Source organism: Alishewanella longhuensis, assembly GCF_014653435.1.
GTDB lineage: Bacteria > Pseudomonadota > Gammaproteobacteria > Enterobacterales > Alteromonadaceae > Alishewanella > Alishewanella longhuensis.
This window is the reverse complement of sequence record NZ_BNAO01000002.1, coordinates 460,399-481,098: the sequence shown is the minus strand read 5'-3', so window position 1 is coordinate 481,098 and position 20,700 is coordinate 460,399. Positions and strand designations below refer to the sequence as shown.

At 46.9% G+C, this 20,700-nt stretch carries 20 protein-coding genes; 18 read left to right on the top strand and 2 right to left on the bottom strand.

The window, feature by feature from the left end:
* Positions 1 to 4 precede the first annotated feature (4 nt).
* Positions 5 to 736 (top strand): pyridoxine 5'-phosphate synthase, encoded by a 732-nt coding sequence (gene pdxJ / locus IE163_RS06240; RefSeq protein WP_189431328.1) that lies wholly within the window; start codon positions 5 to 7, stop codon positions 734 to 736.
* Positions 736 to 1,113, top strand: a complete 378-nt coding sequence (gene acpS / locus IE163_RS06235) for a holo-ACP synthase (RefSeq protein WP_189431326.1) — start codon at positions 736 to 738, stop codon at positions 1,111 to 1,113. The genes pdxJ and acpS overlap by 1 nt, the downstream gene beginning before the upstream one ends.
* Here the strand turns inward: acpS and IE163_RS06230 are convergent.
* On the bottom strand, positions 1,080 to 3,833 hold the full coding sequence (locus tag IE163_RS06230; protein ID WP_189431324.1) for a response regulator: 2,754 nt from the start codon (positions 3,831 to 3,833) through the stop codon (positions 1,080 to 1,082). The two genes, acpS and IE163_RS06230, sit on opposite strands and share 34 nt — an antisense overlap.
* A gap of 89 nt (positions 3,834 to 3,922) precedes the next feature.
* Between IE163_RS06230 and rlmD the strand changes: the two genes are divergently transcribed.
* The 6 genes from rlmD (at position 3,923) to IE163_RS06200 (ending at position 12,346) form a co-directional block, all read left to right on the top strand.
* Positions 3,923 to 5,245, top strand: a complete 1,323-nt coding sequence (gene rlmD, locus IE163_RS06225; protein WP_229833452.1) for a 23S rRNA (uracil(1939)-C(5))-methyltransferase RlmD — start codon at positions 3,923 to 3,925, stop codon at positions 5,243 to 5,245.
* Positions 5,246 to 5,310: 65 nt separating this feature from the next.
* Complete coding sequence (relA, locus tag IE163_RS06220) at positions 5,311 to 7,506, top strand: GTP diphosphokinase (protein ID WP_189431320.1); 2,196 nt, start codon at positions 5,311 to 5,313, stop codon at positions 7,504 to 7,506.
* Positions 7,507 to 7,575: 69 nt separating this feature from the next.
* A complete protein-coding gene (mazG, locus tag IE163_RS06215; protein ID WP_189431677.1) occupies positions 7,576 to 8,355 on the top strand; it encodes a nucleoside triphosphate pyrophosphohydrolase in 780 nt (259 codons plus the stop codon).
* A 214-nt stretch (positions 8,356 to 8,569) separates the two neighbouring features.
* On the top strand, positions 8,570 to 10,207 hold the full coding sequence (gene pyrG / locus IE163_RS06210) for a CTP synthase (protein ID WP_189431318.1): 1,638 nt from the start codon (positions 8,570 to 8,572) through the stop codon (positions 10,205 to 10,207).
* Positions 10,208 to 10,266: 59 nt separating this feature from the next.
* On the top strand, positions 10,267 to 11,559 hold the full coding sequence (eno, locus tag IE163_RS06205; RefSeq protein WP_189431316.1) for a phosphopyruvate hydratase: 1,293 nt from the start codon (positions 10,267 to 10,269) through the stop codon (positions 11,557 to 11,559).
* A gap of 184 nt (positions 11,560 to 11,743) precedes the next feature.
* A complete protein-coding gene (locus IE163_RS06200) occupies positions 11,744 to 12,346 on the top strand; it encodes a hypothetical protein (protein WP_189431314.1) in 603 nt (200 codons plus the stop codon).
* A gap of 41 nt (positions 12,347 to 12,387) precedes the next feature.
* On the opposite strand, the gene IE163_RS06195 is transcribed toward IE163_RS06200, so the two are convergent.
* A complete protein-coding gene (locus tag IE163_RS06195; RefSeq protein ID WP_189431312.1) occupies positions 12,388 to 12,906 on the bottom strand; it encodes a DUF1569 domain-containing protein in 519 nt (172 codons plus the stop codon).
* 154 nt (positions 12,907 to 13,060) lie between these two features.
* Between IE163_RS06195 and IE163_RS06190 the strand changes: the two genes are divergently transcribed.
* The 10 genes from IE163_RS06190 (at position 13,061) to rpoS (ending at position 20,632) form a co-directional block, all read left to right on the top strand.
* Positions 13,061 to 13,708 carry a hypothetical protein gene (locus tag IE163_RS06190; protein ID WP_189431310.1) on the top strand — a complete coding sequence of 216 codons (648 nt, stop codon included), beginning with the start codon at positions 13,061 to 13,063 and terminating at the stop codon, positions 13,706 to 13,708.
* A gap of 106 nt (positions 13,709 to 13,814) precedes the next feature.
* Complete coding sequence (gene ftsB / locus IE163_RS06185; protein ID WP_189431308.1) at positions 13,815 to 14,093, top strand: cell division protein FtsB; 279 nt, start codon at positions 13,815 to 13,817, stop codon at positions 14,091 to 14,093.
* A complete protein-coding gene (ispD, locus tag IE163_RS06180; RefSeq protein WP_189431306.1) occupies positions 14,093 to 14,785 on the top strand; it encodes a 2-C-methyl-D-erythritol 4-phosphate cytidylyltransferase in 693 nt (230 codons plus the stop codon). Before ftsB ends, ispD begins: the two co-directional genes overlap by 1 nt.
* A complete protein-coding gene (gene ispF / locus IE163_RS06175) occupies positions 14,785 to 15,264 on the top strand; it encodes a 2-C-methyl-D-erythritol 2,4-cyclodiphosphate synthase (RefSeq protein ID WP_189431304.1) in 480 nt (159 codons plus the stop codon). The genes ispD and ispF overlap by 1 nt, the downstream gene beginning before the upstream one ends.
* A complete protein-coding gene (gene truD / locus IE163_RS06170) occupies positions 15,252 to 16,340 on the top strand; it encodes a tRNA pseudouridine(13) synthase TruD (RefSeq protein ID WP_189431302.1) in 1,089 nt (362 codons plus the stop codon). The genes ispF and truD overlap by 13 nt, the downstream gene beginning before the upstream one ends.
* Complete coding sequence (surE, locus tag IE163_RS06165; RefSeq protein ID WP_189431300.1) at positions 16,341 to 17,093, top strand: 5'/3'-nucleotidase SurE; 753 nt, start codon at positions 16,341 to 16,343, stop codon at positions 17,091 to 17,093.
* 2 nt (positions 17,094 to 17,095) lie between these two features.
* Complete coding sequence (locus IE163_RS06160) at positions 17,096 to 17,734, top strand: protein-L-isoaspartate(D-aspartate) O-methyltransferase (protein ID WP_189431298.1); 639 nt, start codon at positions 17,096 to 17,098, stop codon at positions 17,732 to 17,734.
* Between the two features lie 41 nt (positions 17,735 to 17,775).
* Positions 17,776 to 18,669 carry a DUF368 domain-containing protein gene (locus tag IE163_RS06155; RefSeq protein ID WP_189431295.1) on the top strand — a complete coding sequence of 298 codons (894 nt, stop codon included), beginning with the start codon at positions 17,776 to 17,778 and terminating at the stop codon, positions 18,667 to 18,669.
* Between the two features lie 109 nt (positions 18,670 to 18,778).
* On the top strand, positions 18,779 to 19,555 hold the full coding sequence (locus tag IE163_RS06150; protein ID WP_189431675.1) for a peptidoglycan DD-metalloendopeptidase family protein: 777 nt from the start codon (positions 18,779 to 18,781) through the stop codon (positions 19,553 to 19,555).
* An 87-nt stretch (positions 19,556 to 19,642) separates the two neighbouring features.
* Positions 19,643 to 20,632, top strand: coding sequence for an RNA polymerase sigma factor RpoS (gene rpoS, locus IE163_RS06145; RefSeq protein WP_189431293.1), 990 nt, complete (start codon positions 19,643 to 19,645; stop codon positions 20,630 to 20,632).
* Positions 20,633 to 20,700 lie beyond the last annotated feature (68 nt).

The following is a 20,700-nucleotide window of genomic DNA, read 5'->3' as shown; positions in this document are numbered from 1 at the left end:
ATAAATGAGCGCAATTTATTTAGGGGTTAATATTGACCATGTCGCTACGGTACGTAATGCCCGTGGCACTTACTATCCTGAGCCAGTGCATGCCGCGCTAATGGCTGAGCAAGCGGGCGCAGATGGCATTACTGTGCATCTACGGGAAGATCGTCGCCATATTATTGATCGCGATGTATTTATTCTGCGAGATACTATCGCCACCCGACTAAATTTTGAAATGGCCGTAACAGATGAAATGTTAGCTATCGCCTGCAAGTTGCAGCCACATTTTAGTTGTTTAGTACCAGAGAAACGGGCAGAGCTGACAACGGAGGGCGGTTTGGAGGTCGCGGGTCAACTGAGCCGTATTGCTGATGCCGTAACACAGTTAAAAGAGGCTGATATTTTGGTGTCTCTGTTTATTGATGCGGATAAAAAGCAAATCGAAGCTGCTGCAGCAAGCGGTGCACCCTATATTGAAATCCATACCGGTAAGTATGCAGAAGCAACGCAAGCGGCTGTGCAGCAGGCAGAGTTAGCGCGGATTGCTGCAGCTGCGGCCTATGCTTCATCGCTTGGGCTAATTGTTAATGCGGGACATGGTTTACATTACCATAATGTGCAGCCTATAGCGGCTATCCCAGAAATGTATGAACTGAATATCGGTCATGCCATTATCGCTCGCGCTATTTTTACAGGTTTAGGCCCAGCAGTGGCTGAAATGAAGCGTTTGATGGTGGAGGCTCGGCGCTGATGGCTATTCGTGGCCTCGGTACAGATATTATCGAGATCGCACGTATTAGTCATAGCTTGCAGCAAAGCCCGCGCTTGGTGCAACGGGTGCTTACAGCGTTTGAGCAGAGTGAGTACGGGCAACATTCTCAACCCGACCGTTACTTTGCTAAACGGTTTGCGGCCAAGGAGGCCGCCGCTAAGGCACTGGGTACCGGTATTGGCCGCGGTGTCTCTTTTCAACACTTTGAGATAAGCAATGATGCTTACGGCAAGCCAGAGCTAACCTTAAGTGGTTATGCTGCTGAATTGGCGGCACAGATGGGAGTCAGTGCGGTGTGGCTCAGTATCAGCGACGAGCAAGCCTATGCTTGCGCCACGGTGATACTGGAAGCTTGAATCAGCGGTTCTGGCATATTGGTATCGGCTTCTAACAACATCTGAATCACATCATCCAGCTCATATAATTCTGGCTCCAGTAGTTTAATACTGGCGCCTTTTTTTAATTGGGTTTCCAGCGCTTCCAGCAAATTTTTTAGACGAGGTACACCGGTGTAACAGCAAGCACCATGAAGTTTATGCAGCGCATGTAGCAGTACTTGTTGATCATTGTCGGTAATCGCCTGACGAATTTGTTTATCCGATTGCGGTAACGATTTAATTAATAGCAGCAACATCTCTTGAGCCAGCTCTGGTTTTCCTGCAGCACGCTGTAAAGCCAGGTCCCAGTCAATTAAAGGCGTTGCTTCGGTAGCAGTGCCTTGCTGATTCTGACTGTTTTTTTGTATCTGACAAAATTCATGTAAGGTGTAGTGCAGCATTTTTTCGTCGAGTGGCTTAGTTAAAAACTCGCTAAAGCCCAGACTTATCAAACGGGCTCTCTCGCCATCCATCGCATGTGCGGTCACGGCAATAATCGGTGTTTGCTCATTAAGAGAGCTTTGTCTGATCCGTTGGCATGCAGTGATGCCATCCAGAACAGGCATGTTGATATCCATAAAAATAATGTCATAAACATGCTGAGTGGTTTTTTGCCAGGCTTCCGCGCCATCTCTAGCTGAATCGAGTGATTGCACCTGCTCACGTAACAACGTATTTATCAATTTTAAGTTAGCTTCGTTGTCATCTACTGTTAATACTTTTAATGGATAGAGCAGAGTGTTAGTTGCTTCCGTCCGCAGCTCATTAGGTTGGGTATAAGGAAAGGCGATGGACATCGCTAGTTTGCGCATATGGGCTGGTTTAGGCAAACAGGCACTCGCACCCGAGCTGAGTAAGGCCTCACGTAAGTTGGGGGATAAGGTATTTACCAGCAGATACACATATTCACAATAAGTCTTTAAGCGCTGTACCAGCAAAATAATATCATTGACCTGGTTTATTGCGACCGCTCGACCGACAAGGCCGATATCGTAATGCGGATTCTGATTGAGTGCTTGTTGCAACTGCCCCTTGGTGGCACAAACTGTTACCTGTAAGCCCCAACTGGTTAACAGTTGCAGGGTAGCTTCGCGGGAATACTGTTGTGGCTCAAAGTACAATACCGTTTTATGTTCCAGTAGTTCTAACGGTAAGGGTTCGGCCACCGATAATTGATGACGCTGGCATTTAATGGTGAACCAAAAGGTAGAACCTTCGCCAGGCTTACTCTCGAAGCCAATATTGCCTTGCATCGCTTGCACTAGTCTTTTGGAAATTAATAAACCCAGACCTGAGCCGGTTTGTTGATCGTTTTGTTCAATCGGAGCTATGCCATCGAACAAGCGACCTTGTTTTTCTTCACTAATTCCCCTTCCGGTGTCTTTTACCGAAATATGGAGCACCAGTTGCTCTTCGTTTAACGGGATAGCATCCACTTTAATCACGATACTCCCGTGTTCCGTGAACTTAATGGCATTACCGGCGATATTCATTAACACCTGATTGATCCTGGCAGGATCTGCAATAACATCATCTGGGCACTCAGGTTCAAACACTAAGACAAGTTCTAATTGTTTATCAAACGCATTTGCGGCCAGTAATTCTGTGGCGTCATTGAGGGTATCGCGCAGTGAGAAAGGTTCTGGATTAATTGACATCCGGCCTTCCTCCAGCCGGGAGAAATCGAGGACATCATTTACCAGGTTTAATAAACTGTTGGCGGATTTTTGGATGGTATGCAGGTAATCGCTTTGATGATGGCTTAGTGGTGTTTTTAGTAGTTGCCGGGTAAAGCCGATAACGGCGTTGAGTGGGGTGCGCAGCTCATGGCTCATTTTGGCTAAGAAATCTGATTTTTGCCGGTTATCTTCCAGGGCTTTTCGTTTAGCAAAATCGAGTTGGATATTTTGAATTTCCAGCTGTTCCATGCTTTGTTGTAAATCGCTGGTCACTTGTTCGATATTTTGTTGCATCTCTTGCTCTAACCTGGCCAAACGCTCAGCCAGTTGCAGCACCCCTGCTTGCAAAAGGTCCATTTCGCGAATACTCAGCGGATAAGAACGTACCCGGTATTGACCATCCATCAGTTGTTGCATTTGCCTTTTTATCCGATGTAGCTCAGGTTGTAGCTTTTGGATTAGGAACAAGGCCAGACATAAAGCCAGGATCAAGACAACGGCAATTAACAAACCACTGTGAAGCAGGCTTATCTGTTGTTGCAGCAGAAGTTGTTGTTGCTCAAACTGTAACAGTAGGTAGCCTGGCGCTGCTTCGCGCAAAGGATGCGTTTTTAATAATGGTTGATATACCAATAAATGTTGCTGTTGATTCAGGTAGCTCAGTTGGTTTGGTTTTTTAGTTTGTTGGTGAAAAGCTTCGTTGCTTAAATTATGCTGACTATTGCTGGTTAGCAGTAATTCTCCCTCGGCGTTAAACAGCGAAATGCTAATAACCAGCGGCGAATTCAACCGGTGAGCCTGCTCCAATAACGACTGGATGGCGGCTGACTCTTGTTGTTGCAATAATTGCTGGCTGCTAATAGCCAGGGAAAGGGCAATATTGGCCGCTCTTTCGCGCAGATGTTGTTCACTGTCCTGTTGTTGTTTGCTATTAAAATAGCTACCAAGCAGTAAAGCTACCAACAGGGCAGGTAGTACACTGCACAAGATTAACCAAAAGCGTAAACCAATTTTCTTCATCAGGGCACGGCACTTGTTACAATTAAGCTCAGCCATGTCATAATGACACATCAACTACCAAATGCCTATAAGACCTGTTACGAATGGTAATGCTATATAAACCTAAACAAAATGCTCAGCGCACTGGTCAGCAACTTAAACTGCTAGTAGAGCGCTCTGACTATGAAGCTAACGGTATTAGCCGCTATCAGCAAAAAATTGTGTTTATCACTGGTGCTTTACCTGGTGAACAAGTGCTGGTACGTGTCACTGAAGATAAGGCTGGTTTTTTAAAAGCCCGCACCGAACAGGTACTAACCACCAGTCCGCTGAGGGTAACGCCTTTCTGTGGTCATTATGAACGTTGTGGCGGTTGTCAATTACAACATCTGGCTGCACCAGAACAAGCCAAGTTAAAGCAACAAGGTGTAGATGAACTACTGCGTCATCAAACTGGCCTGGCTGATTTACCCTGGCAGCCGATAATAAGTGGGCCAGAACAAGGCTATCGGCGTAAAGCCCGTATTGGTGTGTGGTTCGATAAAAAACAGCGTAAGGTGGTAGTTGGTTTTCGACAGGCAGCAAGTAAAGAGCTGACCTCGATCAACACTTGCGCGGTATTAAGCCCGGTATTATCACCTATTTTTACGGTGTTAAAGCAGGTCGTTGCGAGCTTGCCTCAGCCTGCTATTATTACCCATGCTGAGGTTATAGATGCCGATGGACAGGCCTATGTGGTTATTCGTCACACTGCCCCATTAACGTCAGAGCAGCAACAAGCCTTTATTGATGCTTGGCCAGAAGCTATATGGATTGGTGAGGCAACAGCGGGCGAGCTGAACTACTGGCAAGCGGGGGCTGCTGCGCCAACTTATCCCTTAGCCGAGCAGCAGCTAACCTTGGCTTTTGCCGCAGATGATTTTATTCAGGTGAATGCTCTGTTAAATCAGAAGATGGTGACTCAGGCTCTTGATTGGCTCGCTCCCACGGCTGATGATTGTATCTTGGATCTGTATGCGGGGATGGGGAATTTTAGTTTGGCTTTAGCTAAGCGAGCCAAAAAAGTGCATGGTGTTGAAGGTTTAACAAAAATGGTGCAGCAAGCTACGGCCAATGCTCAGCTTAACCAGTTGAGTAATGTTCAGTTTTGGCAAGCGGATTTGCATTTACCTTGGGGCAAAGCCGAATGGCATCAGCCGATATATCAAAAAGTGGTATTGGATCCAGCCCGTGCTGGTGCAGAAGGTGCTATGCCGCAGTTGGTGCATTTAAAACCGGCACAAATATTGTACGTGTCTTGCAATGCGGCGACCTTTGCCAGAGATGCGAAGGTTTTACTTAATGCAGGTTACCAGTTGCAAAAAATTTCTGGCATAGATATGTTTCCCCATACCGGTCATTTGGAACTTATGGCACTATTCAGTCGTCATTAATGATGACACGCACTTAAATCGAACGGCAACTGAGGCTGTTCGGCGCAATTAAATGAGGACAAAGCATGGTTAGGGTTCGCCAGTCACATAGCAGTGGCTACCATGGTGGTGAGACGATAGAGTGGTTGTGCTCGCTAGGTCTGTCAGACAAAAAAATTAGCGCCTTGCTCGAGTGTGCGGCTTGGCTAAAACAACAGCAGCTTGATGATGAAGTGGCGCAAGTTCGCACCGGTTGGGAAATGGTGGAGATCCTTGCTGAGCTGAAAATGGATCAAGACTCGCTGATTGCTTCTTTATTATTTCCGGCTTTTGAAGCCGGCTTGCTAGAACTGGTGTTAATTGCAGGCAATTTTTCTCAGCCGGTCAGTGCGCTGTTAACGTCAGTCCAGCAAATGGAAGCGATTCGAACTATTCCTACCAGTGTGAAACAAGGCGCCGATAGCCAGCAAGCGGATAACTTACGTCGTATGCTGTTGGCCATGGTAGAAGATGTGCGAGCGGTGGTGATTAAGCTGGCGGCACAAATTTGCTATTTACGTGATGTAAAGAACGCTGATGAAGAAACCCGGGTTCTGGCCGCTAAAGAGACCAATGCGATTTTTGCGCCACTGGCGAATAGGTTAGGAATTGGTCAATTAAAATGGGAGTTGGAGGACTTAGCCTTTCGCTATTTGCATCCGCAAACCTACAAGCAGGTAGCCACTTTACTGGAAGAGCGGCGGCTGGATCGTGAACAATACATGCAAGATTTTGTGACTGCCGTGCGGCAGAAAATGCAGGACGCGCAGCTGCAGGCTGAGATTTATGGTCGGCCGAAACATATCTTTAGTATCTGGAAGAAGATGCAGAAAAAGCAGCTGCCCTTCGAACAGCTTTACGATATCCGTGCGGTACGTATTGTTACCGAGCGGGTGCAAGACTGTTATGCTGCGCTAGGGATAGTGCACACCGGCTGGCGTCATCTTCCGAAAGAGTTTGATGACTATATTGCTACGCCGAAACAAAATGGCTATCAGTCTATTCATACTGTGGTGGTGGGGCCGCAAGGTCGACCCATCGAGATTCAGATCCGTACCCGACAAATGCACGAAGAATCTGAGTTAGGCGTGGCGGCGCACTGGCGTTATAAAGAAGGTGGGACTGCCGGTAAGACCGCTGCCAATGATGAGAAAATTGGCTGGTTACGTAAACTGTTGCAGTGGCAGGAAGATTTAGCCGATGGTACCGATCTGGCTGAAGAGTTACGGACCCAGGTTATTGAAGATCGGGTTTATGTGTTTACCCCGAAAGGCGATATTGTTGACTTACCAATAGGCTCAACGCCGCTCGATTTTGCTTATTATGTGCATTCTAATGTTGGTCATCGTTGCATTGGTGCCAAAATCTCTGGCCGGATAGTCCCTTTTACTTATCAATTAAAAACCGGCGATCAGGTTGAGATCCTCACCGGGCGTGAGCCTAACCCCAGCCGGGATTGGTTAAACCCCAATTTGGGCTATCTGAAATCCAGTCGGGCCCGTTCTAAGGTACAGTACTGGTTTCGGTTACAAGATCGGGATAAAAACTTGCTGGCTGGCCGTGAATTATTAGATGCTGAACTAAACCGCTTAAACTTAGTGCTGGAACACCCAACGAAGGTGCTAGCGCGGTTTAATGTAAATAGTATGGACGAGCTATTAGTAGGCATTGGTGGTGGCGAGATAAAAGTGACTCAGGTGGTGCACTTTATCCAGAGCCAAAGTCCGAAGCATGAGCTGCCAGAAATTGATCCACGTTTAAAAACCAAGCCACTGCCCAGCCCTAAAGTAAAAAGTGATGTGGTGGTGCAGGGCGTGGGGAACTTACTTACTCATATGGCGGGGTGCTGCCAGCCACTGCCGGGCGATGCCATTATCGGTTATATCACCCAAGGCCGCGGTATCGCTATTCACCGGGATGATTGTGACCAGTTTAAAACCCTATTGGATGCACACCCGGAACGGGTGGTGGATGCGACCTGGGGCGATAAATATGCTTCAGGTTATGAAGTGGATATCCGGATCGTTGCGCATGATCGCAATGGCTTACTGCGAGACATCACCAGTATTCTGGCTAATGAAAAAGCCAACGTGACCAAGATGAGTAGCAGCTCCGATATCAAAGCGCAAACCGCAGTAATTAATATGACCATGGAACTTTATAATCTCGACTCGTTAAATAAATTGCTGAGTAAAGTGAGTCAAATCGACGATGTTATTGAAGCTAAACGTTTCCATCATTAATAGGTAAAAATAACGGTGTCAGAGAGAGAACAAAATACTTTGCAATTGCCCGCCCGGCATGACGCTGTAATGCCGGCTGAGCCTATCGCCAGATTGCTGCATATTATGGCCCGATTACGGGATCCGGCCAGTGGCTGTCCCTGGGATCTTAAGCAAAGCTACAGCAGCATAGTACCCTACACCCTGGAAGAGGCTTATGAAGTGGCCGATGCCATTGCTCGAGGTAATTTTGACGAGCTAAAAGATGAGCTGGGCGATCTGTTATTTCAAGTGGTGTTTTATGCGCAAATCGCTAAAGAAGAAGGGCGTTTTCAATTTGCTGATTGCGTAACGGCCATTTGCGATAAGTTGGAGCGACGTCATCCCCATATCTTCGGCAGTGTGACCGCGAGCGATGCTGATGCGGTATTAAAAAACTGGGAAGCGCTAAAAAGTGCTGAACGCCAGCAAGTTGGTCAACATAGTGTGCTGGATAATATTCCTAACGCCATGCCTGCCCTAAGCCGGGCTTATAAGCTACAAAAGCGCTGTGCCAATGTCGGCTTCGATTGGCCTGATGTGGCCGGCTGTTGGGATAAGGTAAAAGAAGAAATCCTTGAAGTAGAGCAAACTGCGGCAGCTAGCCCGGAACTTGCGGAGGAGCTCGGCGATTTAATGTTTGCGCTGGTCAATGTCGTGCGTAAACATAAGTTGGACCCAGAGGCGGTATTGCGGGCGGCCAATAGCAAATTTGAACAACGTTTTCGTTTGGTAGAGCACGCACTTAATGCGCTTGGTAAAACGCCCGCACAAAGCGATTTAGCCGAAATGGATGCGCTGTGGCAGCAGGTGAAGCAGCAAGGAGCTTAATGGTAGCTGCGGTGAAGAATGTAGGATGCACAGAAATATGTTGCGACTAAACGCTTCTTTAGATTGAGCAGCGCCTAGCCCTTTGCTATACTTTCCTCCCGTCCTGATACCAAATAGTTAAAGCCCTAATTTTCCAGTAAACAGCCTGCTTACCGGAGTTTTTTGCTTTTTCTTGTTTGGCTTAATCTTATTTTTACTGCGTTTCTGGGGTCTTATGACAACACGATATATCTTTGTGACGGGTGGGGTTGTCTCATCTCTTGGTAAGGGCATTGCTGCGGCTTCATTGGCGGCGATACTGGAAGCGCGTGGTCTGAAAGTGACCATTCTCAAGCTTGATCCCTATATTAACGTTGATCCGGGTACTATGAGCCCAATTCAGCATGGTGAAGTTTTTGTCACTGAAGATGGTGCTGAGACCGATCTGGATTTAGGGCACTATGAGCGCTTTATCCGCACCAAGATGAGCAAGCTGAACAACTTCACTCAGGGCCGTATCTATGCCGATGTGTTACGTCGTGAGCGTCGTGGTGATTATTTAGGTGCAACCATTCAGGTTATCCCGCATATCACTAATGAGATTAAAAACCGGGTAGTGGCTGGCGCTGAAGGTTACGATATTGCTATTGTCGAGATTGGCGGTACCGTCGGCGATATCGAGTCCTTGCCCTTCTTAGAAGCGATACGCCAGTTAGGCACTGAAGTGGGCCGGGAGCGCACGCTTTATATGCACCTTACGCTGGTTCCTTACCTGGGTACGGCAGGTGAAATTAAAACCAAGCCAACTCAGCATTCAGTAAAAGAATTGCGCTCTATTGGTATTCAGCCAGATATTCTGGTCTGTCGTTCAGATCGCGCTATCCCTACCAATGAACGCGCTAAAATAGCCCTCTTTACCAATGTTGAAGAGAAAGCGGTTATCTCGTTAAAAGACGTGTCCAGTATTTATCAAATACCAGCCCTGTTAAAATCGCAAGGCTTGGATGATTTAGTTTGCCGTCGTTTTTATATTGAAGCCCCAGAGGCCGATTTGGTAGAGTGGGAGCAGGTACTATATCAAGAGTCCAATCCTACTGGTGAGATCACCATTGGCATGGTCGGCAAATATGTAGAATTACCGGATGCCTACAAATCGGTTAACGAAGCGTTAGGCCATGCCGGTCTGAAAAATCGTGTAACAGTGAATATCAAATATATCGATTCTCAGGATGTCGAAAGCAAAGGCGAGGCTGTGCTTGCTGGCATTGATGGTATTTTAGTGCCTGGTGGTTTTGGTGAGCGCGGTGTTGAGGGCAAGATTCTTGCAGCTAAATATGCCCGTGAACACAAGGTACCTTACCTCGGCATCTGTTTAGGGATGCAGGTGGCATTAATTGAATACGCGCGTAACGTTGCCGGTATGCCGGGCGCGCACTCTACTGAGTTTAATAAAGAGACGCCTTACCCGGTAGTAGGCCTGATTACTGAATGGCGTGATGCCGATGGTTCAGTAGAGGTACGCACCGATAAGTCTGACTTGGGCGGCACTATGCGTCTGGGCAGTCAAAACTGTAACCTCGTAGACAACACTAAGGCCCGAGATATATATGGCAAGGCTGTTATTCAGGAGCGGCATCGTCATCGCTATGAAGTGAATAACAACCTACGACCAAAATTAGAAGAGGCCGGTTTGGTGATTTCAGGTTTATCAGCGGATAATCAGCTGGTAGAAATGATAGAGATCCCAGATCATCCCTGGTTTGTCGCCGGACAATTCCATCCGGAATTCAACTCAACACCGCGTGATGGTCACCCGCTGTTTCAGAGCTTTGTTGCCGCAGCGCATAAATTTCAGAAACAGCAGCGCGTATAACTTTATCAAGCCGTGACATCGTACACGGCTTTTTCGTTTTTAACAGGGGACTTACTACTATGTCAGAGATTGTCAAAATTATCGCCCGTGAAATTATGGACTCACGCGGTAACCCAACGGTTGAAGCTGATGTGTATTTAGCTAGCGGCGCTATGGGCCGTGGCTGTGCGCCTTCTGGCGCGTCAACCGGCTCACGTGAAGCTTTAGAGCTGCGTGATGGTGATAAAAGCCGTTATTTAGGTAAAGGTGTTACCAAAGCGGTAGCTAATATTGATGGCGCCATCCAAGCGGCCTTAGTGGGCAAAAATGCCTATTTGCAAGCTGAAATTGATCAACTGATGATCGATTTAGACGGTACCGAAACTAAGTCTAAACTTGGTGCCAATGCTATTTTGGCGGTCTCTTTAGCTGTAGCCCGTGCTGCGGCGGCGGATAAAAAGATCCCGTTGTACCAGCATATCGCTGATTTAAATGGTACTTCTGGTGTTTATAGCATGCCAGTACCCATGATGAATATTATCAATGGTGGCGAACATGCCGATAATAACGTCGATATTCAAGAGTTTATGGTGCAGCCAGTGGGCGCAAAAACCTTCGCTGAAGCCCTGCGCATGGGTGCGGAGATTTTCCACAGCCTGAAAAAAGAGTTACAAAAACGCGGCCTGAACACGGCAGTGGGTGATGAAGGTGGTTTTGCACCGGATCTGAAATCAAACGAAGAAGCGTTATCTGTGATTGTTGAAGCAGTAAAAGCTGCTGGTTATGAAATGGATAAAGACGTAACCTTAGCGCTGGACTGTGCCGCGTCTGAATTCTATAAAGAAGGCAAATATGTACTAGGTGGCGAAAATAAAAGCTTTGATTCTTACGGCTTTAACGATTACCTGGCAGGCTTAACCCAGCGTTATCCTATTGTGTCTATTGAAGATGGTTTAGACGAAAGTGATTGGGACGGCTGGAAAGACTTAACCAACAAAATTGGCAATAAGATCCAGCTGGTAGGTGACGATCTTTTTGTTACTAATACCAAAATTTTAACCCGTGGTATTGAACAAGGTATTGGTAACTCGATCTTAATCAAGTTTAACCAGATTGGCTCTTTAACCGAAACCTTAGCAGCCATTAAAATGGCGAAAGATGCTGGTTTTACCGCGGTGATCTCACACCGTAGTGGTGAGACTGAAGATGCCTTTATTGCTGATTTAGCAGTAGGTACCGCCGCGGGCCAAATTAAGACCGGTTCGTTATGTCGTTCTGATCGGGTGGCTAAGTACAATCAGTTATTGCGGATTGAGCAAGAGCTGGGCAGCAAAGCGCCCTATAAAGGCCGCAGCGAAATCAAAGGTCAGTAATTACTGCTAGATGAGGCTGAGATGATTAGCCTCGAATTTATACCAAACCCCGGCTTTTTAGCCGGGGTTTGTTTTTGTTACGGGCAAGGTTGCGTTACTACGGGTTCTTTTTTACAGACAGGTGATAAGTGCAGACAATTTACGCTATAGTAAAACGCTAGCGTACTTAGGAAAGAGATAAAGCATGTTGTCTGTGCAGTGCAGGTTGCCATTGTTGATGTTATCGCTGTTGCTTAGCATTTTCCCGGTAGTTGCCAATAATGCTCCTGCAGTGAAAGCAGCAATTACCGAGACTGATTTAACGCAAATTAGTGTGCAACATTTGCAGCTTGGTATGGACAAAGCGCAGGCAGGTCTTTTGCTAGAGCAGCATTTTTCTAATGTCAGAAAGACCGAATCTGGCAGCGTGACGGCATTTAAATGTGTTAAGCAACAGTGTCAGGCGCAGCGCCTGGCTGCCGATGGCAGTGTTTCGGTGAATGTGCACTTCAACCAGGCGGATAAAATTTACTGGATCGCCGCGCAAACACAAACGCAATTGGCCAGCAGTGCAGAGGAGTGTATGCGTTTAGCTGGCGAGCAGCTCGCCGCTATTCGCCTACAGTACAGCCCAGATAATCAACAATACTTTTATGGTCAGAATACACTTAGCCTGCGCTTAAATAAGCAAGGTCATCCCGATCCGGCAGATAACACCCTCTATGGATTTAGAGTGCAAATTAAGTGCGACCCGCTTGCTAAAGGCTTAGCACAAAGTGAATTTGAATTAAGGGATAATGCGCTTTAATTTTTTGTTGCTTGTTAAACAAGTAACAGAAGGTTACGCAATTAAACTTGCTGAATTTCCTGTAAGTGACTTTGTAGATGTAAATAATGCGCACTGTAATACTGGGCTTTGGTCAGGCTACCATAAGCAAAATGAGCTGCCAGCTCTCCCTGCCAATTGATAAATTGTTGTAATTCATACATGAGCTCGCGCAAGGCTACATCGTTTGGCACATCGGCTTGTAGTGCTGGCGCCCCCGGTATCACTTCATCCAACGGGTGATGCATACTCCCTTTTGCGGCAAAGGCATTTAAGGCCAGCTTGCCGGCGGTATTCTTAAAAAGCGCCGAATAGTGTTCTGGATAGCCATAAATGGAATAGCGGATACTCTGCGCGCAATGCTGAAAAATCTGACTGACATTCCAACTGCCAAGGCTGATAAGCCGATCGGGTTGCATGGCGCGAAGCCGCGTTTGCAGCTCTTGCAATGGATAAGGGCGTAAAGTGGCAATAAATTTAGCACCTAAAATCAGTGCTATTGGTGTTATTGCAGCAGTTTTCAAAAATTGACGGCGATTCATTAGATTCAGTAATAGCAAACTAGGATAAACAGTAAACTAACGTTTTTCTGAAACAGCGTCTAGCCAAGAATGCTAGCCCGTTTGACCTTTTTGTGTTTAAACGCATTTAGGCTTTTACAAAAATTGAGCGATTGGCTAACATCGCAGCATGACCATGATGCATGAAAATCAACCACATTTTTGGCAAGCTACGCCAGATAATCAGACTTATACTGAGCTGTGTAATGCTTTGTATGAGCGCGAGCTGCTGCGCTTGGCTATGGCTCCAGCAAGTGAACTGGCATCGCTGCCAAAGCGACTTGCCAGTTTACCTTTTTATATCAGGCGTGCGGCCAGCAGTATTTTACGTTATCAGACTACGCTGGCGCTGGATAGTCAAAATGCCTCCTGGTTTTCCAGGCAATTAAGCCGTTGTCCGGCCAGTAAACAGCAGGCAGATCCTATTGCTAATTTTTATTTGAAGGCGGCCAGACCGGGCCTGATCGTGCCGATTTATTGTGAAGAAAAAACCTTGGAACATATTTTACTCGACAGTGTCGATGAAGTAGATAGCGCCGAGCAGAAACTGCATTGTAATCAGTATGGCTGGTTTTCTTTCAATGGTATGCCACTACAAAGCGGCAATAGTAATATGTTTATGTTAAAGCCCGACAAAACCATGATGACGGCAGCCTGCTGTGGGCATCAGTGGCTGAATATGCAGAAAAAAGAACCGAGACTGCTGAGCTTACGCGAGTTACTGCTAGCCAGTCGCCTTAACTGGCGTAACTTTGCCAGGCCGCATTTGGGCCAAGCAGACTGATTGATCTCTAAATAGGGTAAAGATTCTTGCCGTTGTTTGGGATAATGCTTTGCAGCAGGCGCCATAGGCTTCATAATAATCTGACAGAGATAAACCGATACTGATTATGCGTATATTAATAGCATTACTGCTGCTGGTATTAGCTGCACTGCAATACCGTTTATGGTTCGGACAACTCAGTGTGACCGATTACCTGCGGCAGCAAGAAGAAATTGCCGCGCAACAAGCCAGTAACCAAGAGCTGATTAAGCGTAATCGCATGCTGTTGGCCGATGTCAATGATTTGCGCCAGGGACAGGAAGCGATAGAAGAGCGTGCCCGTAATGAATTGGGGCTAATAGCGGAAGATGAAGTCTTTTTTCGGATAGTACCGCGAGATCCCTAATGTCAGTAAATAAATTCCCCAGTATTGCTGCAGTGATACCGGCAGCGGGTGTAGGCAAGCGGATGCAAGCCGATAGACCAAAACAATATTTGCGATTGCATGGTAAAACCATTCTGGAGCACAGTGTTAAGCCATTATTGGCAATTGAAGCAGTAAAACAACTTTATCTAGCATTAAGCCCAGATGATCCCTATTTTGCTGCGACCAGCTTAACCTCCCGTCAACTGATTCGGGTCGATGGCGGAGCTGAGCGTGTCAATTCAGTATTAAACGCCCTGATGCAAATCGATGCTGAACAGATGCCTTGGGTACTGGTGCATGATGCGGCCAGACCTCTAGTGCGTGTTGAGGATATTGAGCAATTAATTAGCCGTTGCCTGGCTGTGGGGCATGGTGGCATCTTGGCCACTCCCGTGCGCGATACGATGAAACGCGGGCAAACGCTGGTTACTCATACCGTTGAACGTAACGAGCTATGGCACGCGCTAACCCCGCAGTTTTTCCCTACGGTGTTGTTGCGTCAAAGCATCGCAGCTGCGTTAGCTGCTGGTGTTACTATTACAGATGAAGCGTCCGCAATGGAGTGGGCTGGTGAGCCGGTATTGCTGGTCGAAGGCCATAGCGATAATCTTAAAATTACTCGACCAGCAGATTTACAATTGGCTGCATTTTATTTGGAGCAGAACCGATAATGACAATACGTATAGGGCATGGCTTTGATGTACATGCTTTCGGCGGCGCAGGCCCGATTACGCTGGGTGGAGTGAAAATTAGCTATGAGCAAGGCTTGTTAGCACATTCGGATGGTGATGTGGTATTACATGCGTTGTCAGATGCGCTGTTAGGTGCCCTGGCACTGGGGGATATAGGTCATCACTTTCCTGATACTGACGCTGCTTTTAAAGGTATAGATAGTCGCATTTTACTGCGTAAAGTATTTAGTGAAGTGCAGCGTCTAGGTTATCAGATAGGAAATCTGGATATTACTATTATGGCGCAGGCACCGAAGATGGCGCCGCATATCAGTGCCATGCGCGTTTGTATTGCTGAGGACCTTGATTGTCAACTCTCGCAAGTGAACGTTAAAGCCACCACCACCGAAAAACTCGGGTTTGTGGGCCGTAAAGAGGGTATTGCTGCAGAGGCGGTGGTCTTGTTATGTCAGAGATAAATACCCAACCTAATACTCAGCTTGAAAATATCGCAGCGCAATATCCGTTAAGCTACTTGTATGGCGAACCTAGCGTAAGAGCCGGCATCAGAGCAGTGCCTGATGACTTTGTGGTAGTGGAAGAATTAAACTTTCTGCCCAGTGGTGCGGGTGAGCATTTATTACTGCAAATTGAAAAGACCGGGCAAAATACCCAGTTTATTGCGCGTGAGCTCGCCCGGCTAACAGGTTTGCGAGTCAGAGATATTAGCTATGCAGGTTTGAAAGATCGGCATGCGGTGACTAAGCAGTGGTTTTGCTTTAAATGGCCTATTAAACAAGAATTATCCTGGCAAGATTGGCAAATTGATGGTGCTAAGATCCTGCAAGTCGTCCGGCACTATCGTAAATTGCGTTTAGGGGCCTTAAAACGCAACCACTTTACTATTCGTTTGAGTCAGGTCACTGATAGTGCTGCTTTGTTAGCCCGCCTGCCACTGCTTAAAGCGGGCGTGCCTAATTATTATGGCGAGCAACGTTTTGGTATTAATGGTGGTAATTTACATTTAGCAGAGCGACTTTTCAGGGGAGATAGTATCGCTGATCGCCAGATCCGCGGTCTGGCTTTATCGGCCAGTCGCTCGTTTTTGTTTAATCAGGTTCTCTCTACCCGACTACAGCAACATAACTATCAGCAATTGTTGCCAGGTGATGTGGTGCAGCTCAATGGTACTGGTTCAATTTTCACTGTAACTGCTGTAGATGAGATCCTGACACAGCGCTTGCTTAGTGCTGATATTCATCTTACAGCGCCTTTAGTGGGGGATGGCAAAACGCTGGTGACCGCTGAAGCAGCGAAGTTGGAACAGCAAGCGATTGCACCCTGGCAACACTGGGTTGATGGGCTTATTCGGTTGCGAGTGCAGGCTGGTCGGCGCAGTATGCGGGTGTTACCCGAACAACTTGAAGCCGAAATAGCTGGCGATAGTGTGCTTGTGCGTTTTGCTTTACCGGCGGGTTGCTTTGCCACCAGTGTACTGAGAGAATTAGTATGTTATCGGGATAGTACCCGCGAGCTCGCACAGATGGAGTGTTAAATGCGCATATTATTAAGTAATGACGATGGTGTTTATGCCCGCGGTATTCAAGTATTACAACAGGCGTTAATGCAGATTGCAGAAGTAACGACCGTCGGCCCCGATCGTAACTGCAGCGGTGCCAGTAATTCCCTGACCTTGCTTAATCCTTTGCGAACTCAAAGTCTGGATAATGGTTTTATTGCCGTAAATGGTACGCCAACTGATTGTGTGCATCTGGCGATTAGCCAACTACTGGATTTTACTCCAGATTTAGTTGTCGCCGGGATTAACCATGGTGCCAACTTAGGTGATGATGTACTTTATTCCGGCACGGTGGCCGCCGCGACAGAGGGACGTCATCTCGGGTTACCGGCGATCGCTGTATCGCTGGCTGGTCGTGACGAGCAACATTTTGCAACAGCGGCCCACGTTACAGTAGAAGTCATTCGTAAACTCAAATCTCATCCATTACCCGCTGATCAAATTCTGAATATTAATGTGCCTGCTATCCCGCTTAGCGAACTCAAAGGCATTCAGGTCACCCGGCTTGGAAGACGCCATAAAGCCGAAACCATGAGTAGTTCAACTGATCCCTGGGGTCGTAAAATCTACTGGTATGGTTCTTTAGGCCCTGAGCTGGATGCTGGCGAGGGTACCGATTTCTATGCTATTGCCAATGGTTACGCCTCTATTACGCCTTTACATGTAGATATGTCTGCATATAAAAGTATGGAAACTCTTGCCAGTTGGCTTGACGGGATCCCTTTATAGTTATGGCAGTAGTGACTTCTCGAAGTGCCCAGGTATTGGCACAAAAATTACAACATGAAGGGATTAAAGATCAGCGTGTATTGGCAGCGATCTCCCAGACACCCCGACATTTGTTCGTTGAGCCGGTCTTGGCGCACAAAGCCTATGAAAATACAGCTTTACCGATAGGGTTAGGACAGACTATTTCGCAGCCATATATCGTGGCGCGCATGACCGAGCTGTTGCTGCAAGGTGGAAGCTGCGGCAAGGTACTAGAGATCGGCACTGGCTCAGGTTATCAAACCGCTATTCTTGCCAGGTTATTTAGCCACGTTTGTACAGTAGAACGGATTAAGTCGCTACAGTTTCAGGCGAAACGACGTTTGCAACAACAAGATTTACACAATGTATCTATGAAGCATGGCGATGGCTGGCAAGGTTGGCTTACTAAGGCGCCTTTTGACAGTATCATTGTAACTGCCGCACCGGTAGACGTGCCTCAGGCGTTATTAGAACAATTAACTGATGGCGGGCGTTTAGTGATCCCAGTCGGCTCAGAACAGCAGGTACTGCGGGTATACCAGCGTCGAGCAGAAGAGTGGCATAGTCAGGATATTGAAACAGTACGCTTTGTCCCGCTAGTGCCGGGTGATCTGGCTTAAGCTTACTTGTTTAACAGGATAAAACAATTCACAGGAAAAGTATGCGCTATCTGCAATGGATTATTAAGGGTATGGCGATGGGCGCGGCAGATGTAGTGCCTGGTGTCTCTGGTGGCACCTTAGCCTTTATTTTGGGAATTTATGAGCGCTTATTAAATGCCATTAGCGCCATTAATGTGCAGGCGGTAAAGCTACTATGGCACGGACGATTTAAAGCCCTTTGGGCTCATATCGATGGTAGCTTTTTACTCTGTCTGTTAACTGGGATTCTGTGCAGTATTTTTTCGTTAGCATCGGTCATTAGCTGGTTGCTTGAACACAGGCCCGTGCCGGTTTGGGCTTTTTTTAACGGTTTGATCTTAACCGCCTTACCTGTATTGCTAGCAGCAGTAAAATGGAATCTCTGGCGTGGTGGGATTTTTATTGTTGGTGCGGCTTTCGCTCTTGGAATCAGTATGTTAGCTGCTGTTGATGTACAGCCAGCCAGCTGGATGTTTTTTGTGGCTGGCGCTGTCGCCATCTGTGCGATGATTTTACCTGGAATTTCAGGTAGCTTTATTCTGTTATTACTTGGCATGTATGCGCCTGTTATCCTGGCAATACGCGAGTTACAATTTAGCGTCTTGTTATTGTTTGCAGCTGGCTGCATTATTGGTCTACTTAGTTTTAGCCACTTTTTAAAGTGGCTGCTGCAACGTTGTCATGATGCTACTCTAGCCTTGTTAACTGGGGTAGTAGTAGGCGCTATGTATCGGTTATGGCCATGGCAAGATGCTAACCTGATGTATAGCCCTGCCAGTTATGCGGCGCGTTTTGGGCAACATGATTTGCCACTGGCATTGGGTTGTTTTGCGACAGCGGTTGCAGTGATGCTAGTACTACTTAATCTGGACAAACTATTAGGTACAGTACCTGAAAAACCGATTTCTCTTTAGCATGCACGTCGAGGAGTAAGCTATTATTGGTGGCCGTTACATAAACAAAGCAAAAGAATGCTTGGTTGTTGCGCAAAGCAGCTGCCTTTTTGCTATTTTTTTGCTGTTAATGGGCTGCGCCGGGCGTTCTTCACCCGCTCCTGTGACGACGTTGGAGCTTAGAAAGCAGCAACTACAACAACAGCAACAGCAAGTCTCACTAACGCAAAGTCGTTACGTGGTGCAGCGTGGCGATACCCTTTACTCTATAGCGTTTCGTTCTGGACAAGATTTTCGTACCCTCGCAGCTCGAAATAACATTGGCGCACCCTATACCATCTACCCTGGACAGGTTATTCAATTACAGGGAAGCGTCAGCCGCTCTGTACCGACCTCTAGCACACCGGTAACCGCCAACAAAAACAGCAGCGGAAACAATACTAAATCAGTTGCAGCTAATCAGCAAAAGGGTTATGGTCAAGTTAGTTCAACGCCTGCAACACCCGCTATGTCGCAACCTCCACCTGCGGCTTTGGGACGGGTAAATTGGCAATGGCCGGTTCGGGGGCAAATACTGGCTCGGTTTTCCAGCGCAGAACAAGGCAACAAAGGCATTGATATCGGTGGCAGAGATGGAACACGAATTAATGCGGCCGCTGATGGCCAGGTGGTTTATGCGGGAAATGCGTTAAGAGGTTATGGTAATTTAATCATTATTAAACACAATGATGATTATCTAAGCGCTTATGCTCACAATAAACGTATTTTGGTAAAAGAACGACAAGAAGTGAAGGCCGGGCAACAAATAGCCGAAATGGGTGATACCGATGCAGCGAGTACACGGTTACACTTCGAAATAAGATTTCGCGGCCAATCGGTTGATCCTGTTAGGTATCTGCCGAGATAACAACAATAAAACTAAAATAAAAAAGACGATCACTTGCTTGGAAGCAAAGGCGTGCCGACAGGGCGTTCTTCGTAACGGGGAAATTTTATGGCGACAAAAGATAATGATTTAACTGATTTCAAAGAAGAGGATATAGCAGAGGATAGCCTGCTAAGTGATGAGGATTTAGATCCTGAATTACTTGAGTTATCAGCTGACGATAGCAGTATAGAAGAACTGCTGGTTAAAGATGATAGTCAGAAAACGCTCGATGCTACGCAAATCTATCTGGGGGAAATTGGTTTTTCACCTCTGCTTTCCGCCGAAGAGGAGGTTTATTTTTCCAGGTTAGCGCTTAAAGGTGATCAGGCAGCCAGAAAGCGGATGATAGAAAGTAACTTGCGTCTGGTGGTAAAAATTGCCCGCCGTTATATCAATCGCGGCCTGGCATTATTAGATTTGATTGAAGAAGGTAACCTTGGTTTAATTCGGGCCGTTGAGAAATTTGATCCCGAACGAGGCTTTCGTTTTTCGACCTATGCGACCTGGTGGATCCGTCAAACCATTGAACGGGCCATTATGAATCAAACCCGCACCATCCGTTTACCTATTCATGTTGTCAAAGAGCTCAACATCTATTTGCGCGCAGCTCGCGAGTTGTCGCAAAAATTAGACCATGAACCGACGGCAGAAGAGATTGCTGCAGCCCTAGATAAACCTGTGGCTGAAGTACGCAAAATGCTAAAACTCAATGAAAAAATTACCTCAGTCGATACACCGGTGGCCGGCTCTTCGGAAAAACAATTGCTAGATGTGATTGCCGACGAGAAAGAGCTTGGTCCAGAGATGGAATTGCAGGACGCCGATATCCGGCAGCATTTGGTAATTTGGTTAGAAGAATTAAACCCTAAGCAACGTGAAGTGCTTGCCAGACGTTTTGGCCTGCTTGGTTATGAGCCTTCTACCCTGGAAGATGTTGGCCATGAAATTGGTCTAACCCGGGAGCGGGTGCGGCAAATTCAGGTAGAGGCATTGCGCCGCTTACGAGAAATCGTCACCCATCAGGGGCTGAATATTGAAACCTTGTTTCAAGAGTAGCCTGTTACCGCCGCGTCCAATAGCTAAGATGGACGCGGTAATGGGGCGTTTCACCAAAAAAAGTTAAT